Here is an 18689-nt window from a genome sequence, read left to right as displayed (position 1 = left end):
GCCGCCGCTACCGTCGGGGGTGACGGAAACGGGCGCACAGCGTCGTGCGCCCCTCGGCCCGTACGTCCTGGTACCTGGTACGTCCTGGCGTGAAGGTGGAATTCCCCGTGAAGGCGATCCGCAGATTCACCGTCCGACCCGTCCTCCCCGACACCCTTCACCCGCTCAGCGAACTGGCGCGCAATCTGCGCTGGTCCTGGCACGCGGAGACCCGTGACATCTTCCAGTCGGTCGACCCCGAACGCTGGGCCGCCTCGGGCGGCGATCCCGTACGGCTCCTCGGTTCCGTCTCCATCGGACGGCTGGCCGAACTGGCCGAGGACCGCCGCTTCCTGCGCCGCCTGGCCGACGCGGCCGACGAGCTGCGCGAATATGTGAGCGGCGACCGCTGGTACCAGGGTCAGACCTCCGCCGAACTCCCCGCGGCCATCGCCTACTTCTCCCCGGAGTTCGGCATCACGGCCGCGCTGCCGCAGTATTCGGGGGGTCTCGGCATCCTGGCCGGCGACCACCTCAAGGCGGCGAGCGATCTCGGTGTACCGCTGATCGGCGTCGGCCTGCTCTACCGGCACGGCTACTTCCGGCAGTCCCTCTCCCGGGACGGCTGGCAGCAGGAGCACTACCCGGTCCTGGATCCCCATGAGCTGCCGCTGGTCCCGCTGCGGGAGGCGGACGGCTCCCCGGCCCAGGTGGGCCTGGCGCTCCCCGGCGGCCGTGAACTGCACGCCCGCGTCTGGCAGGCCCAGGTGGGCCGGGTGCCGCTGCTGCTCCTGGACTCGGACGTGGAGGAGAACGACCTCGGCGAACGCGGCGTCACCGATCGCCTCTACGGCGGCGGCAGCGAACACCGCCTGCTCCAGGAGATGCTGCTCGGCATAGGAGGAGTCAGGGCGGTACGCACATACTGCCGGCTGACCGGCCACCCCGACCCCGAGGTCTTCCACACCAACGAGGGGCACGCGGGCTTCCTCGGGCTGGAGCGGATCGCCGAACTCCACGACGACGGGCTCGACTTCGACGCCGGTCTTGAGGCGGTCCGCTCGGGCACGGTCTTCACCACCCACACCCCCGTCCCGGCCGGCATCGACCGCTTCGACCGCGAACTGGTGGCCCGCCACTTCGGTCCCGACGCCGAACTGCCCCGTATCGACGTCGAACGCATACTCGGTCTGGGCATGGAGACGTACTCGGGCGGCGACCCGAACGTCTTCAACATGGCGGTGATGGGGCTGAGGCTGGCGCAACGGGCGAACGGAGTCTCTCTCCTCCACGGCAACGTCAGCCGCGAGATGTTCTCGGGCCTGTGGCCGGGCTTCGACCCGCAGGAGGTGCCCATCACCTCGGTGACGAACGGGGTGCACGCCCCGACCTGGGTGGCCCCGGAGGTCTTCCGCCTCGGCGCCCGCCAGATCGGCGCGGAACGGACCGAGGACGCGATGACGGTCGGCGGCTCGGAGCGCTGGGACGCGGTCGGAGACATCCCCGACCAGGACATCTGGGAGCTGCGGAGGAATCTGCGGGAGCAGTTGGTCGTGGAGGTACGGCAACGCCTGCACGCCTCCTGGCGCCAGCGCGGCGCGGGCACGGCGGAACTGGGCTGGATCGACGGCGTCCTGGACCCGGACGTCCTGACGATCGGCTTCGCCCGCAGAGTCCCGTCGTACAAACGCCTGACGCTGATGCTCCGCGACCAGGACCGCCTGATGGACCTGCTGCTGCACCCCGAGCGCCCGATCCAGATCGTGATCGCGGGCAAGGCCCACCCGGCGGACGACGGCGGCAAACGCCTCATCCAGGAACTGGTCCGCTTCGCCGACGACCCCCGCGTACGCCACCGCATCGTCTTCCTCCCCGACTACGGCATGGCGATGGCACAGAAGCTGTACCCGGGCTGCGACGTCTGGCTCAACAACCCACTCCGCCCCCTGGAGGCGTGCGGTACATCGGGCATGAAGGCGGCCCTGAACGGCTGTCTGAACCTCTCGGTGCTGGACGGCTGGTGGGACGAGTGGTTCCAGCCCGACTTCGGCTGGGCGATCCCCACGGCGGACGGTACGGCGACGGACGACGACCGCCGGGACGACCTGGAGGCGGCGGCCCTGTACGACCTGCTGGAACGCCGGGTGGCGCCCCGTTTCTACGAACGCGGCCAGGGCGGACTGCCGGACCGCTGGATCGAGATGGTCCGCCAGACCCTGACCCATCTGGGCCCGAAGGTGCTGGCCGGCCGGATGGTCCGCGAGTACGTGGAGCGCCTGTACGCCCCGGCGGCCCGCGCCCACCGCTCGCTCACCCCGGACGTGGCCCGCGCACTGGCCGGCTGGAAGTCCCGCGTCCGCTCCGCCTGGCCGGGCGTCACGGTCGACCATGTGGAGACCTCGGCGGCCCCCACGAGCACGGCGGAACTGGGCGCGACGCTGATGCTGCGGGTACGCGTCGGCCTGGGCGACCTGGCCCCGGACGACGTGGAGGTCCAGGCGGTCTCGGGCCGGGTGGACTCCGACGACAGCATCACGGACGCGACGGCGACCCCGCTGAAACCGACGAGTGGTCCGGACGCGGAGGGGCGGTGGACGTACGAGGGGCCTCTGTCCCTGGACCGCACCGGCCCGTTCGGCTACACGGTACGCATCCTGCCGACGCACCGGTTGCTGGCGTCGGCGGCGGAGGTGGGGGTGGTGGCCGTGCCTTCGGACGGGGTGGGGGTGGGGGCGGGGGTGTTGATGCGGTGAGGTGCGCCAGGATGGCGATGAAGTGTGTGAAGTGAGGGCGATGTAGGGGGGATCGGGGGCGGATCCGCGCAGCCGGCAGAACGGTGAATGCGTAGGCACCCAGGGCTTGAAAATGCCTCAGTCGAGCCGCAGTTGGGTGCCTACGTGCGGTAACAGCTGTCCGGGGCCGCGGTTGGCGGTTGGCGGGTTTTGGCGCATCTCGGGCTCGTCCCCAGAAGAGGTACTTGAACGTTAACGTGCATTGAGCAGTGGGAATTGAGAGCCGCACCCCGGCAGGACGTTTGCTGAAGCGTTTGCCGCTGAATGGCCGGATCTTTACGGCCCGAACGTCGATTCATGTGCGGAGTGTGAAATTTTCAGGGTGTGAGTCGACCGTGCGTATGTCCGGTATGCCCTGGCTGTTTTTGCAGGTCAGGGGCTTGTCGCAACCCGCATTTGTGGCACAGTTCACATTGACTTCGGGAACTGATGGGGCGTTGACTCGCCGGGATCTATGAAGGTTCTGTGACTACGGGGTGGGTTGTGGGGTCGAGGCGGGGGCATCGTCATGTTCAGACGCGAAGAACGCGAAGCGTTGGCTTGCGTGGAGTGATTGGTGGGGTCTCCGCGGCGGCGACGCTTCTGTCGCTGCTGCCTGTGGTGACGTTCGCAACTTCCGGTGAGGCTCGGGCCGCAGCGCCGGAGACGGCACTGACCGAGCAATCTGCCTCGGAACGGGCCGCCGCAACAGGCGAGTCGGTCGAGGTGACCTCGGAGCGGTCGGAGTACGCGACGACGGTTGCGAACCCCGATGGCACCTTCACGCTCACACAGTCGACCCAACCGCAGCGTGCCCGGGCCGAGGACGGCACGTGGCAGGACATCGACGTCACACTCGAGAAGCGCTCCGACGGAACCGTCGGGCCGAAGGCCGCCGTGGTGGACATGGCGTTCTCCGGCGGCGGCAGTGGCTCTGGGCTGCTGAGCCTCGGGCGCGACGGCCATGAGTTGAGGATGGGTTGGCCCAGTTCTCTGCCCGCGCCCACGCTGGACGGCCCCACGGCGACGTACGCGAACGTGCCGGTCGCCGGCGTCGACCTGCAGATGACGGCGTCGGCCGAGGGCTACCGAGAGGTGCTGGTCGTCAGGACTGCGGAGGCCGCTGCCAGCCCCGAGCTGGAGAAGATCAGACTCACGGCGACCGGTGACGGCCTGAGCGTGGTGCCCGGCGAGGGCGGCGGGCTCCGGGCTGTCGACGCCGACGGCAACGTGGTGTTCCGAGGTCCGGCCGGGCAGATGTGGGACTCCGCCGGCGACGACACGGCGACCGGTCCGCAGACTCAACTCCTGTCGACGGCGGCCGAGGCGTCCGGTGAACCGCAGAAACCGCAAGCCGCTGCGGACCCGTCGCACCCCGACGAGGGCGACACCACCGCCGAGCTGCCCGTGGCGGTCGGCGAAGGCACGGTGTCGGTGGAACCGGACCTGAAGCTGCTGCGCGGCCAGGAGACCGTCTACCCCGTCTTCATCGACCCGTCCGTCGGACTGGGCGTCTCCGAGTGGACGAAGCTGTCGTCCGACGGAGACAGGTTCTGGAAGTTCACCGAACCCAAGGGCGTCGGCCGCTGCGGCGTCGCGGACGGCTACGCCTGCGGTTCCGGCTACACCGACCGCATGTACTTCGAGTTCGGCCCCGGCAAGCTGTCCGGCAAGCACGTCCTGGACGCGACGTTCCGGGCGCACGAGACCTGGTCGTTCAACTGCACCCCGTACTGGGTCGATCTGGAGCGCACTGACAACATCTCGGAGGGCACACGCTGGCCGGGCCCGAAGCAGCTCGACCAGATGGGCGACAAGTACGTCTCGGCGGGCCGCGGTGACCTGTGCAGCCCTGAGCAGCCGAACAAATGGGTCGAGTTCAACGACAGCCCCAGCGAGACGGACGAGAACCTCACCTCGACCGTACGTGCCTTCGCCGCGGGCAAGTTCCCCCGGCTGACACTGATGCTGCGAGCGAAGGACGAGACCGAGCCGCGAGCCTGGAAGCGGTTCGACAACAATGCCGAGCTCAAGGTCTGGTATGTGCACAAGCCGGGGGTGCCGACTTCGGTAGGTGCGATTCCGGGGACCGGGAATACGGCCGTATGCCGATCCGCCTCCGACCCGCTGACAGTGACGGTCGAGACGCCGACCGTTCAGGCACGAGTGCAGACGCTCGTCGAACAGAATCAGGGCGAGGAAGAGGGCTACCTACAGGCCGAGTTCGTTATGCAGCGCTCCAGCACTGACACTCGGTCGGGCACTTGGTCCCAGGTGTGGAGTGACTACAGGCCCGACTCCGGTTGGGACCCGGACGGCACGCTGGAGAAGACCACGACGACCAAGCGGGCCGATGGCGGTCTGTACCGCTTCCGGGCCCGAACCCAGTCCCACTGGAGCTACGACGGCAAGTCCGGCGACCTGTTCTCCCCGTACTCGTCCTGGTGCTATCTGCGCATCGACTCGACAGCTCCCAAGGTGCCGACCATCGTCTCCGTCGGCCCGTACACTGAGTGCACCACCAACGACTGTGCTTCGAACGGGGCTCCCGGCGTACCGGGCACCTTCACCTTCAAACCGAATACGGCCGACAAGGATGTGAAGGCCTACCGCTGGCGTTTCCTCTCCACCGATGCGAGCGCGACCAAGCGAGTCGAGGCCGGCACGACCAACGCACCGGTGACCCGCAAGGACATCACACCCGGCCTGCCCGGCACACAGACACTGGCGGTTGAAGCCAGCGACCTGAAGCTGGACAAGGAAGGCCGCGTGCGCTGGGGCCCGCCGGCGGAGTTCGTCCTCAAGGTGGGAACGCCGCCCGGGCCGACCGGCCGCTGGCGGTTCGCCGACGGCGCGCCGGGCTCCGGGGTGACGGTGGCGAAGGACACCGGTGAGGTCGGCACCCGCCACGACGCCGTGCTGCGCGACGAGGCCGGCACGGGGTGGTCGACGATGGGCCGCCGCGGCGCCGGCGACTACTCGCTGTGGCTGAACGACAGCGCCGACCCGGCCAAGCAGTCTGGCTACGCGTCGACGGACGGTGCCGCGGTCAACACGCAGGACTCCTTCACCGTGTCGGCGTGGGCATACCTCACGGACGCGTCCGCCAACAGGGTCGTGCTGTCTTCACCTGGTCAGTACGGGTCCGCGTTCACCCTCTACTACTCGTCCGCGTACAAGAAGTGGGTGTTCAACCGGACCGATCAGGACAAGAAGGATCCGATCTACGTTCGCTCGTCGGCCGATGAGGCGAGTCCCCCCTTGAAGGTATGGACCCACCTGGCCGGCGTCTTCGATACCAAGAACGACGCCGACAAGAGCAACGACACCATTCAGCTCTATGTCAACGGCCAACCGCAGGGTGAGCCGGTCGTGCCTGCCCAGACGGCGTCGACGTACGTGCCCTGGGCGGCGGACCGGAACCTCATGATCGGCCGATCGAAGGTCGACGAGGCGTACGGCGAGTACTTCCACGGACGTGCAGACGAGATTGCAGTGTGGCAGTACGCCCTGTCGGCCGATCAGATCCGCGAGGAGCACCGTCTGGAGAAGGGCGGCGTGGCGACCAACGAACTCGTCGCCCACTGGGATGCCACGATCTCGTCCGGAAACCAGGTGTTCGAGAGCCCGGAGGACCCTGACAACCCGGCCAGCACCTCGTTCCCGTACCGGCGCGGTGGTCTGACCATGTCCGGCACCGGTGCTGGGCTGACCGGTGAGGACGCCACAGCACTCGTGCTCGACGGGACCGCTGGTTACGCGTCGACGACTGGTCCGGTGGTCGACGAGACAGGATCCTTCACGGTTTCCGCTCGGGTTCGGCTGAACAAGGCGCTGTTGGCGGCGAAGCCGGTCGGCTACCGAGGAATGGCCGCGGGCCAGGCTACGCCCGTGGGCAAGGAATCTTCCTGGGCCCTGTGGGTGGAGAAGGTCGCGGACGACGTCTACCAGTGGAAGTTCGGGCGTACGGCCGTCGACTCCACCGGGAAGGTGGTCGATACGGCCCTCGCTCCGGCACAGGAGGCAGTCGGGGAGCGGGAGTTCGACACCTGGGTGGATGTCACCGGAGTCTTCGACGCGACGAAGGACTTCGTGGCCGATGACGGCACCCAGCACTTCGGAGTGGCGCAACTGTACGTCGGCCCCTTCGTCCAGCAGAGCGAGGAGGACGCCGGCCTCGCGGTGGCCGAGCAGGGCGCGGGCGCACTCTCGGCCGGGCGCGGCTCTGCGGGCGGCACCACCGGTCACTACCTGCCGGGTGACTTGGCGAAGGTCCGAGTGTGGACCGGCGCGATGACGAGGGACCAGGTGTCCAGCCAGATCGCGGAGCCGTCCACGTAGGAACCGGCCCACTTCGCCGTCCTCTCAACTTCTTCTTCACGACCTTCAACGGCGTGCGGCTGCTCCGGGGGAGCAGCCGCCGCGAGGAGACTTGTCATGTCCCAGCTCGCCCCTGGCTCACCCGGAACAGGAAGTGCCACGCGCGGCAGACGACCTTGGTTGCGGCGCATCGCCTCGGTCGTCGGCTTCACGATGCTTCCGAGTCTGCTGACGCCGGTTGTCTTCGCGGCATCCGCCGATCCGCTGGGCAGGCCGGACCTGAAGGACCCGAAGGCGGCCAAGGTCTCCCCGTGGACGGTGAAGGCGAACAAGAAGAACACCGCCGTCGTCGAGAAGTCCGCAGCGGCCGACCGGGCTGCCGCGCAGCGTGCCCGCACGGACCAGGGGCGTAAGGTCACCTGGCCCGAGGGCGGCACCGCGGAGCTTTCGCTGCCCGCCTCGGGGCGAGCGAAGGCCAGCCCCGGCTTCTTGCCGCTGACCCTGACTGTCCCGAAGACGGCCAAGGGGACGAAGCAGCCGCGTACCGCCGACGAGGTCCGGGTCCGGGTCCTCGGCCAGAAGGCCACGAAGAAGCTCGGCATCAAGGGCGTGGTCCTCAAGGTCACCGGCCCGGAGGCCGGCGGCCGGGCACAACTCGGCATCGACTACTCGGCGTTCGCTTCCGCCTACGGTGGTGACTGGGCAGGCCGTCTGCATCTGCTGAAGTTCCGCGACTGCCGACTCGGCGACACAGGCAAGACCAAGGGCAAGTGCCGCACCACTCAGCCTCTGGCCTCGGCCAACGACCGTGGCGGAGAGCGTCTTTCGTCCACGCTGGCATTCAAGGCCAACTCGGCCGGTGGCGAGACGATGGTGCTGGCCCTCGCCGCCGGGACCCAGTCCGGCGCCGGCGACTACAAGGCGACGCCTCTGGCTGCCTCGTCGACCTGGGAGACAGGCGGCTCGTCCGGCACGTTCACCTGGTCCTATCCCTTCCGTACACCGCCGGCCGCCGCGGGCCCGACTCCGGACCTGTCCATCTCGTACGACTCCGGTGCGGTGGACGGTCGTACCGCGTCCACGAACAACCAGGGCAGCCAGGTCGGTGAGGGCTTCGAGCTGACCTCCTCCTACATCGAGCGCAAGTACGGCTCCTGCGACGACGACGGCCAGACCGACAAGTTCGACCTGTGTTGGAAGTACGACAATGCCTCACTCGTCCTGAACGGCAAGGCCACCGAGCTGGTCAAGGACGACAGCACTGGCGAGTGGCGCCTCAAGAGCGACGACGCCTCCAAGGTCGAGCACCTGGTCGGTGCCGACAACGGCGACGACAACGGCGAGTACTGGTCCGTCACCACGACCGACGGCACCCAGTACGTCTTCGGCAAGCACAAGCTGCCGGGATGGCGCTCGGACGACCCGGCAACCCTCGACGCCGTTGACCCCGACCCCACGACCGACTCCACCTGGCTCGCACAGGTCTACGGCGACGACTCCGGCGAGCCCGGCCACGACAAGGGCAGCGCGTTCTCCGACCGCTCCCTCGTCCAGGCCTGGCGCTGGAACCTGGACTACGTCGTGGACAGCCACGGCAACGCGATGTCGTTCTTCTACACCAAGGAGAACAACTACTACGCGAAGAACGGCTCCTCCACCAACAGTCCCTACACCCGCGGTGGTTACCTCCGGCGCATCGAGTACGGGCAGCGCCCGGAGACGCTCTTCACGTCGCGTGCGGCGCAGAAGGTGACCTTCGGCTACTCGCAGCGCTGCACCGCTTCCGACTGCGACTCGTTGACCGAGTCCACGCGGGACAACTGGCCCGACGTTCCTTATGACTCCATCTGCACCTCGTCCACCGACGACTGCTCCGGAAACGTCGGCCCGTCCTTCTTCACCCGCTACCGCTTGACGAGCGTCAACACCTACGCCTGGGACGCGGACGCCGCCACTCCCGACTACGCGCCGGTGGACAGTTGGGCGCTCAAGCACCTCTATCTGGACCCGGGCGACACGGGCGACTCCACCGACCAGTCCCTGTGGCTCGACGAGATCACGCACACCGGCAAGCGCGGCACCGATCTGACGCTGGACCCGGTCAAGTTCACCCACGTCTTTCTGCCCAACCGGGTCGACGGCCCCAGCGATGACATCCTCTCTCTGGACAAGCCGCGCCTGCGCACGGTCACGTCCGAGGCGGGGGCGCAGACGATCGTGTCGTACGCCGAGGCCGACTGTGTCCACGGGCAGACCATGCCCAAGGTCGACGAGAACACCAAGCGCTGCTACCCGGTGTACTGGTCGCCCAACGGTGAGAAGACCCCGATCCTCGACTGGTTCCAGAAGTACCCGGTCACCGCCGTGTCCACGACGGATCCGTACGGAGGCTCGGAGGCCGTCCAGCACACGTACCAGTACGCGGGTGGCGGAGCCTGGCACTACAACGACGACCCGTTCACGCCCGAGAAGGAGCGGACCTGGTCCGTCTGGCGCGGTTTCGAACGCGTCACGCACCTCACCGGCAAGAGCGACAGCGCCCAGCTGAAGACCGTCTCTGTCTACATGCGAGGCATGAACGGCGACCGGGTGCTCGGCTCCGACGGCAAGACCCCGGACCCGGACAAGCGCAAGACGGTGAAGGTGACCGGCGTCAGCGCGCCGGAGGCCGCGGACCAGGACCAGTACGCGGGATTCACCCGTGAGTCGGTCACCTACAACGGCTCCGCCGAGGTCGCCGGCACCATCACCGACGTCTGGTCCCGAAAGACCGCCACCCAGCACAAGTCCTACGCCGACACCGAGGCCTATATGGTCCGCGTCAGCGCCACGACGGACCGCACCCGCATCACGACCACGGGCACCGCCGTCAACCGGACCCACCGCATCACCCACGCCTATGACGACCTCGGCATGGTCTCCACGACCGAGGACCAGGGCGACGCGGCCGTCAGTGACGACGAGAAGTGCACCCGCACCTGGTACGCCCGCAACACGGACAAGGGCATCACCTCTCTCGTCTCCCGCACCCGCACGGTCGCCAAGACGTGCGCCACCACCGACGCGAGCCTCGACCTTCCGGCGGACGACGCCCGTCCAGGCGACGTCATCTCGGACACCGCCACGATCTATGACGACACCGACGCCACGGCTTGGTCCGCTTCTCAGAAGCCGACCAAGGGCGACGCCGTCTGGGTGGGCCGAGCCAAGTCCTACGGCGGTGACGACGCCCCCGCGTGGCAGAAGGTCGCGACGACGACGTACGACGGGCTCGGTCGTCCGCGCGTGGTCAAGGACACCAACGACAAGACGGTTGCGGACACGGCCTACGTCCCGGCGGCATCAGGCCCGCTGACCTCCACCAGCGTCACCAACATCAAGGGCCACAAGGCCACCACCAATTTGTCCTTCGCGACAGGCAGCCCGCTCAAGGCCACGGACGCCAACGGAAAGATCACTGAGACCGAGTACGACAGCCTCGGCCGCGTGACCAGCGTCTGGCTGCCGAACCGCCTTAAGGCCCTCAGCCAGAAGCCGAACCACGTCTACACCTACAAGGTCACCAACTCGGCCATGTCCTGGGTGTCGACGGGCACCATCAAGGGCGACGGCTCCGGCTACAACACCACGTACGAGTTCTACGACTCCCTCCTGCGCTCCCGCCAGGTTCAGACCCCGACCCCGGTCGGCGGACGCCTGGTCTCCCTGACCCGCTACGACGACCGCGGACTCGCGGTCAGCGCACAGGGCGACATCTGGGACGAGACCTCCTCACCGTCCGGCACCCCGGTGCAGACGGAGGGCAGCCAGGCACCGATCCAGACGGACACGACATACGACGCTGCCGGCCGCGCCACCAAGGTGGTCACCAAGGCGTACGGCGTGACCCGCTGGACCACCGACAGCACGTACACCGGAGACACGGTCACCACGTCGGCCCCGCCCGGCGGCCAGGCCATCGCGGTGGTCACCAACGCCCTCGGCCAGATGACTGAGCGCCGCGAGTACGCGGGTCCGCAGCCCACGGGCACGGACTACACAACGACCGCGTACACGTACACGGACGCCGGGCAGCAGGAGACCATCACCGGCCCCGACAAGGCCAAGTGGTCGTACACGTATGACCTGTTCGGCCGCCAGGACACTGCCACGGACCCCGACAAGGGAACCAGCACGACCGAGTACGACAGCCTCGACCGCGTTGACTACACCGTCGACGCCGAAAAGAAGAAGCTGCTGTACGGCTACGACGAGCTGAACCGTAAGACCGGCCTGTGGCAGTCGGAGAAGACGGACGCCAACAAGCTCGCCGCCTGGACCTTCGACTCCCTGGCAAAGGGGCAGTTGGACACCGCGGTCCGCTATGACGGCGGCCTGACCGGCAAGGCTTACACGAAGAAGGTCACGTCTTACGACAACCTGTACCAGGTCAAGGAGAGCCAGCTGCTGCTCCCCGAGAACGACGACCTCGTCACGGCAGGCGTGGCGAAGACCCTGACGTTCACGACGGGTTACCGGATCGACGGAACGATCAGCCAGACGTCCCACCCAGCGGTGGGCGGTCTCGCCTCGGAGACGGTCGGCTATGAGTACAACGCGACCGGACAGCAGGTCAAAGCATCCGGTACGACCGGTTACCTGCACGGGTCGGTGTTCTCGCCGCAGGGTGACCTGCGCCAGCTCACGGTAGGCATGGACGGGTCGGCTTCGGCGAAGAAAGCGTTCCTGAACTGGGACTACGAGAAGGGAACCCGTCGCCTCACCCGCGCCTATGTCACCGACGACGTGCACAGCTACAGGCCACAAGACCTGGAGTTCACCCAGGATGACGCCGGTAACGTCACCTCGATCTTCGACGGCGCGACCCAGGGTGGCACGGCGAAGCCCGACTATCAGTGCTTCACATACGACGGCAACCGCCGGCTGACCGAGTCCTGGACTCCGAAGACGGCGGACTGCGCGACGTCGAGTCGAGCGGTGGGGAACCTGGACGGTGCGGCCCCGTACTGGACGTCGTACACCTACACATCAGCAGGCCAGCGCAAGACAGAAACGCAGCACGCGTCTTCGGGCGACAGCACCACGACGTACACGTACGACGACGAGACGTCGGACAAGAAGCCTCACACCCTCGACAAGACGACGGGGGCAAGGACCGCGACGTACGGGTACGACGAGACCGGCAACACCAAGTCCCGCTCCGGTCTCACCGCTCAGCAGACCCTGGGGTGGAACAGCGAGGGCAAGCTGGCGAAGACGTCCGAGGGCACGGCGGAGACGAGCTACCTGTATGACGCCGACGGGGAGTTGCTGATCCGTCGGGCGAAGGGCGACGGCGACACGATCCTGTACCTGGGTGGCACGGAAGTCCGCCTGACGGTGAAGGGCACCAAGAAGACCCTCTCCGGCACCCGCTACTACACGGCCAACGGCCAGACGATCGCGGTCCGCGCGGCGGTCTCGGGCACGTCGGGCACCAAGCTGAACTTCCTGGCCGCCGACCACCATGGCACGTCCAGCCTCACCCTGGACGCGACGACGTACGCGGTCACGAAGCGCTACACGACACCGTTCGGTGCCTCGCGCGACCCGAAGACGGTCACGGCTTGGCCGGACGACAAGTCCTTCCTGGGCAAGCCGGCCGACGCGGGCACGGGTCTGACGCACATCGGGGCGCGGGAGTATGACCCGAAGACAGGGCAGTTCCTGAGCGTGGACCCGGTCCTGGCCCTGGACCAGCACCAGTCGCTCAACGGCTATGCCTACGCGGGCAACAACCCCGTCACCTTCAGCGATCCGACCGGGTTGAAGTTCTGTGAGGCGGACTGCAGGAGCGGTGATGACTTCGTCGACAACGGGGTCTATCACGATGTCGACGGGGACAACGCCAACTACTGCAAGACTCATCTATGCGCTGGTGGCTCCTCCAGGCGTAGTGGTGGCACCGCCACCACCGACAGCGCTGGATATACCAGCATCAAGAAGGGGCCGGGTGATTCCGAGAACGGCTGTGGTTCGTGGGGCTTTCTCAGCGGGATCTGCAGCGGCGTCGGAGAGACGTTCTACGGCTTGGTCTCCAATGTTCCGCATACGGCCGAGTACGTCGGGTGGATCGTCGACGGTGACTGTTGGGGAGACGGCGGTCCGGGGGCTCCAGGATGTGACTACGGGGCCCAGTTCGACGAGTGGGTAGCAGGTCATGGCTATGACACGTCGAGCGACGCCTACCGGGTTCCCAGCGCTGTGGCTGCGATTCTCGGCCACAACCCCGCGAAACCTGGCAAGCCTGGTAAGCCCGGGAGGTCCGGAAAAGGCAAACTAGGCTGCAAGTGCTTCCTGGCCGGCACTGAAGTTCTCTTGGCTGACGGCTCGACTGAGGACATTGAGGACGTCGATCTCGGCGACATGGTTCTGGCCACCGACCCGAAAACCGGTCAAACTGGCGCGCGAGAAGTGACTCGCCTCATCAAAACCGAGGACGACAAACACTTCAACGAGCTCACGATCGCCACGGAAAGCGGCACCGAGAACCTCACGGCCACCCATGAGCACCCCTTCTGGTCCCCGTCCGAACACGACTGGATCGAGTCCGGAAAACTCAAGCCAGGCATGACCCTGCGTACCGACGACGGCACAACCGTCACCGTCACTGGTAACCGTCCCTTCACTCAGCGTGCCATCACCTACAACCTCACGGTTGACGATCTGCACACGTACTATGTGCTGGCTGGGCAGACGCCGGTACTCGTTCACAACAGCGGACCGTGGTGCGGGGTCGGCTCCGCAGAAGCTCAGGAAATCATCCAGAATGCCAAGGGGTATGGGTCCGGGCTGAAGCAGGATGCTGGGCACAGGGCGGCAGATTTCGTTGTCGGTGATATCGCAACTAAGGGTGTAACCACTCGACTTGTTGGTGGAGACGGAGTGGAGCGCTTGTTGGTGCAGATGCCGGGAGAGATGAACGGAAAGGCTGGACGCTTTGAGTGGCTAGTTGAGCGCGGCGGGAGCGGAAACCTGATCACTCATCAAAGATTTGTAAACGGAGGATCGATGAACGGAATCCCAAACAAACCATGAACGCGATGGCTAAGTTCAAGATCCCCGGTAGCTTTGTTGTGGATCGAGTGGATCTGACGACCAGGGAAGTCGCTTACGGGAAGCATTGGGGGTGGTTGGATGATTCTGCCATCGTGCAGATCTACATGCGCAAAATGCAGGCCGGCCGCCCGCTGCTTGACGTGGAGGAAAGGTGGGCGCTCGCGCTCTCGGAGGAGATCCGGTCCGGGGATCTTCCGGACCTTTCGTCTGAGGACTTGGGTGACTCCCGCGAGCTGTCCGCCGTGTGGATCTATCTATCGCTGGCCTGGCTCCATCAAAGTGGCCTGAGCGAGCAGCAATTGTTCAACGTTATCGAGGAGTTGTATTCGGACTTTGAGTATCCTGAGGAGATGGAGGGCTTCGTGAAATATATGCCTCCCCCTCCTGGGGGTAAGGGGGGAATTTCCGGAATGGCCGAAAGGCTAGAAGCGTTCCTGAGGTACTCGGAAGATCTGTATCGGCAACGGTGAGTACGGGCACCGGCGGAGATGGGTACATCCACGCCGCGCGACACCGCCGTGCGAGGTGGAGCCTCACGGCCCGATCTCGCAACCCATGCGCTAGATAGCAATAGCAAACTTGAAGCCCCGTCAGGTGTGTCCTGGCGGGGCTTCTGCGGTGGGTGACGGCAGTAGTTGACGGCAACGTCAGCGGACGGTGGCTCCGCACAGCGGCGGGTCGTCGCCGTCGTCGCGGGTCGACTCGTCGTCGCCAGGGCCGTCAAGGGCGGTGCTGAGGGTGTCGATGGCGTCGCGCTGGAGGCGGAGTCGGACGTGGGCGTAGACGGTCGCGGTGACGCCGATGTGGGCGTGGCCGAGGAGTTCCTTGATGACGACGAGTTCGACGCCCTGTTCCAGGAGAAGGGTGGCGGTCGAGTGCCGGAGGTCGTGGAAGCGGATGCGGCGGAGGCCGGCCTTGCAGAGGAGTGTGGTAAAGGCGCGGGTGAGGTTGGTCGGGTCGATCGCTCTTCCCTGCGGGGTGGTGAAGACGTATCCGTCGTGCTGCCACTCGGTGCCTGCCGTGTCACGCTCGTGCTGCTGCTGTTCGTGGTGGCGCTTCAGCGACTGGAGGCAGCGGGCGGGGAGGGCGATGCGGCGCTCCGAGGCCCGAGTCTTTGTGGGCAAAGCGGTGAGGCCGGCCGTGCTGGTGCGCTGCAATGTTCGGCGGATGGCAGCGGTGCCTGTGTCGAGGTTGAGGTCTTCCCAGCAGAGGCCGAGGAGTTCGCCCTTGCGGAGTCCGGTGTGGAGAGCGAGTTCGAACAGGGTATGCAGCCGGTGTTCGTTCGTGGCGGCGAGGAATTGGCGGGCTTCGTCGGCGGTGAGGGGTTCGAAGCGACGGGGCCGGGGTGTGCCGGTGCGGACGTTGCGGGCGACGTTGCGTGGGATCTCTTCCTCGCGGACGGCGTGCTCCAGGGCGGACTTGAGGACGGAGTGGATGTACGTCAGCGTCAGTGGGGAGAGTCGTTTGGAGCAGCATGTTCCGGCGGCGCAGCAACGGGTCTGAACGCGGTGGGCATCGGTGCCGCGGGCGCAGCACTGGCAGGTGGTGCGGAGCTGGTTGATCCAGGTGCGGACGTCCTTGGCGGTGAGCTTGGCGAGCTTCTTCTTGCCCAGGCCGGGGATGAGGTAGTTGTTCACGCAGGCGGTGTAGCGGGTGTGGGTGTTCTCGCGGAGGTGATGGACGGCAACGGCCTCCAGCCAGTACGTCAGGTATGCGCCGAGGCTGCCCTGCGCGGAGGGCGCGGGGACGCCGCGATTGCTGTTGGCGATCTTCTCGGTGAGCTTGGCCAGCGCGTCTTTGCGGGTGGTGCCGTAGACGCGGACGCGGCGGCGGGTGTTGCCAGGAGCCAGGACGTACCCGGCTGCTTCCCAGCGTCCGTCCTTGCGCTGATAGACCGTTCCGTCGCCGTTGGCGCGGCAGCGGCGGGAGGCGGGGGTGTCGCGGGGTGTGGCCATCAGGCGGCTTCCTGTTCGAGGCGGGTGCGGATGAAGTCGGTGAGGGCGTGGGTGGGGATGCGGCGGGCGCGGCCGAGGGTGATCGAGGCGAGCTGGCCGGAACGGAGCAGGTCGTAGACGGCGGAGCGGCCGAGCTGGAGACGAGCCATGACCTGGGGGACCGTCAGCAACTCCAGGGCCGGGCCCGTCCCGGCGTGGAGGACTGCGGGTGGGCGCGAGGTCATCAGCAGCCCCCTTCGGCAGTGAACTGCCGTTCCAGTTCCCTGCGGTGCCAGACGTGGGCGGCGAGGAGGCCGGCACCGGGGCTGTAACCCGAGCCGAGGTAGTCCCAGTGGCCGACCACAAGCGTGGTAGTCGGGTCGGACTCGGGCAGGCCGGAGTGGGCGCGGGCCTGTTCGGTGCGCCAGGCGCGGCGGGCGTCGCGCAGCGCGCCGAGGGTGGTGGAGTAGCTGCGGGACTTGGTGGAGAAGTGGCCTCGGAAGCCGAGCATGTGCGCCCACTTCCAGAGCTTGAGGTCGGCGAACTCCGGCAGCCTGCCCAGCTCCCAGCAGGTGCGGATCATCTGCCGGACGTGGCGGGCGACGGCGAGCCGGGGCAGTGGGCGGGCCTGTCCGGTGCCGTCGCATGCGGTGCACGGGAGCGGGGTCCCGTGGGGCAGGAGGATGGCGCCGCGTCCCTGGCAGGGGCGGCAGAACAGGGCGCGGTCGAGGGTGCCGGAGGCGTCGGCGGACTTGGTGGCGTACTTGGCCACATAGGCGGCAACCGCCTGGTCGGTGAATTCGGCATCGGTGCCGAAAGCCGTGATCTCGGATACGTCGAGCTGTTCGCCCCAGCCGAGTTCGCGTTCCCCGACCGCATCCGACTCAACCGTGACGCGGACCCGCGCGGCGGCAGCGTGTACGGCCTCGGTGAGTACGCCGACGGTGGCGTACGGAGGCGGAGGCGTGGTGTTGCCGTCCGGGCCATCGAGCCGGATGACGGCGTGGAAGTGGACCAGACCGCGCTGCTGGTACTCGGCGACCTTGGCGAAGGAGATCCGCAGGACCTCATGGGCGGCCTTCTGGGTCATACCGAGTCGGGCAGCGATCTCGCGGCGCAGATAGGTGGTGAAGCGGGCCCACAGGGCGGAGGCGTGGGCGTTGAACAGGACCGCACCCGCGTAGTCGTACCTCGCGGGGTTCAGCGGCGTCCCTATCAGGGCGTCCGTGGGGTCGTGGAGCTTGCGGCAGCGGCAGGGACGGATGTCGCCGCCGGGGGTAGTGAGGCGGTTGTGGACGGGGCCGAAGGACGGCGGGGTGAGGGTGACGAAGACACGAGGGTGGGTGCGGACGCTGTCGGGCACGGTCTTGCCGCCGGAGAGGCCGGCGCGGATCAGGTGGTAGGTGTCGGCGGCATAGAGGCGGGAGCAGGCCGGGCAGCGGGAGGCGCGGCGGTTGCCGCATGCGGTGAGCAGGCTACCCGTGGGTTCGCTGGAGGAGGTGTAGGAGCGGAACACCTCACCAGTTGTGGTGTCGACCGTGGCGGTGTGGCCGGTCAGGCGGACGGGTTCGGTGCAGCCGCCGAGGCGCTCGATCTGCTGCTGTGCGCGGTCGAAGTCGGGGTGGTTGACGAGGTGGAGCAGGTCCCGCACGGCGGGGCTTGCCACGTGGCGCAGGTCCAGGGTGACCATTCGGGGCGTGTCCCTTCTGTTCGGGCGGTGGCCCCGAGCAGCAACCAGCCCGTGAGGTAGGTGTGTTGGTGCTGCTCGGGGCATGACGAACCAGGCCCGGGGCGGGCGTGGGTTCAGCGAGGGAGATGCGGCCGGAGCAGGCCGGGGCTCAGAGCTGAGCGAGTGCGGCGGTCGCCACCGGCAGGGCGACGCCCATGCGCGTGCCCAGGTGGGCGGCGCTGATCGGTGTTCCGTGCTCGGCGCGGTGGGCGTCCGCGATGCGGCTAGCCGCGTCCAGCAGAGCGGCCGGAAGGGCCGGGCCGGAGGCGGGCCGGGCCGTCTTGCCGACGACGACGGGCGGAGCGACGGCCAGAGCCAGAGCGGGCTCCAGTTCCTCGGCCGAGGAGGCGGCGACGACCGGGGCGGGCGTCGGGGGCTCGGGTGCGGGTGCTTCGTCGGGCACCGGGTCAGAAATGGGAGCGACGGCCTCCAGGTGCGGGGTGGGGTGGGTGAGGGTGTGGAACTGGGCGAGGAAGGCGGGTCCGACGTGGCCCCAGCCGAGGAGCAGGAGCGGGGCGACGGTGTCCAGGCAGGCCCTTCCGTAGCGTCCGGTCAGCAGCGGTTCGGCGGTGTTCAGCGCGAGGGTGAGCAGGCCGCACAGGTGCAGCAACCGGGTGCCGGCCTTCAGGTCGCGCTTGGGGACGCCGCGCAGGGCGAGGAACCGCAAGGCGACCAGGAGTCCGACGACGGACAGGTCGACCATGGGGGCGATCAGTGGCGCGATCGGGTGGGGGACGCTGAGCCGCAGGGCGAGCGCCCAGACGTTGCCGAAGGAGAAGGCGAAGGCCAGGGCCGCGATGACCGCCATGACCACGGTCACGATGCGCCGGGTGAACCGTTCCTCCGCCATGCGATCAA

The 18689-nt window shown here is 67.5% G+C and carries 8 protein-coding genes; 4 read left to right on the top strand and 4 right to left on the bottom strand.

Annotated features, from left to right (window positions below; all coding sequences use genetic code 11):
* The first annotated feature begins 107 nt into the window (after positions 1–107).
* From SGFS_RS20250 to SGFS_RS20235, 4 genes are all read left to right on the top strand, one after another.
* Positions 108–2732, top strand: coding sequence for a glycosyltransferase family 1 protein (locus SGFS_RS20250; RefSeq protein WP_286252190.1), 2625 nt, complete (start codon positions 108–110; stop codon positions 2730–2732).
* 639 nt (positions 2733–3371) lie between these two features.
* The gene (locus SGFS_RS20245; protein ID WP_434027593.1) at positions 3372–7091 is read left to right on the top strand and encodes a laminin G domain-containing protein; all 3720 of its coding nucleotides are present in this window, start codon (positions 3372–3374) and stop codon (positions 7089–7091) included.
* Between the two features lie 96 nt (positions 7092–7187).
* Complete coding sequence (locus SGFS_RS20240) at positions 7188–14147, top strand: polymorphic toxin-type HINT domain-containing protein (RefSeq protein ID WP_286252188.1); 6960 nt, start codon at positions 7188–7190, stop codon at positions 14145–14147.
* A 5-nt stretch (positions 14148–14152) separates the two neighbouring features.
* Positions 14153–14638 (top strand): DUF2247 family protein, encoded by a 486-nt coding sequence (locus SGFS_RS20235; RefSeq protein WP_286252187.1) that lies wholly within the window; start codon positions 14153–14155, stop codon positions 14636–14638.
* Positions 14639–14815: 177 nt separating this feature from the next.
* Here the strand turns inward: SGFS_RS20235 and SGFS_RS20230 are convergent, their stop codons facing one another.
* The 4 genes from SGFS_RS20230 to SGFS_RS20215 all read right to left on the bottom strand — a co-directional run bounded on the left by SGFS_RS20230 (position 14816) and on the right by SGFS_RS20215 (position 18681).
* Positions 14816–16123 carry a tyrosine-type recombinase/integrase gene (locus SGFS_RS20230; RefSeq protein ID WP_286252186.1) on the bottom strand — a complete coding sequence of 436 codons (1308 nt, stop codon included), beginning with the start codon at positions 16121–16123 and terminating at the stop codon, positions 14816–14818.
* Entirely contained in the window at positions 16123–16347 is a 225-nt protein-coding gene (locus SGFS_RS20225) for a helix-turn-helix domain-containing protein (RefSeq protein WP_286252185.1), read from the bottom strand. Before SGFS_RS20225 ends, SGFS_RS20230 begins: the two co-directional genes overlap by 1 nt.
* Positions 16347–17792, bottom strand: a complete 1446-nt coding sequence (locus SGFS_RS20220) for a replication initiator (RefSeq protein ID WP_286252184.1) — start codon at positions 17790–17792, stop codon at positions 16347–16349. Before SGFS_RS20220 ends, SGFS_RS20225 begins: the two co-directional genes overlap by 1 nt.
* 148 nt (positions 17793–17940) lie before the next feature.
* Positions 17941–18681: a DUF2637 domain-containing protein gene (locus SGFS_RS20215; RefSeq protein WP_286252183.1), complete on the bottom strand. Its 741-nt coding sequence runs from the start codon at positions 18679–18681 to the stop codon at positions 17941–17943.
* Between the last annotated feature and the right edge of the window lie 8 nt (positions 18682–18689).

This window comes from Streptomyces graminofaciens, from assembly GCF_030294945.1.
GTDB lineage: Bacteria > Actinomycetota > Actinomycetes > Streptomycetales > Streptomycetaceae > Streptomyces > Streptomyces graminofaciens.
This window is presented reverse-complemented; position numbering and strand designations above follow the sequence as displayed.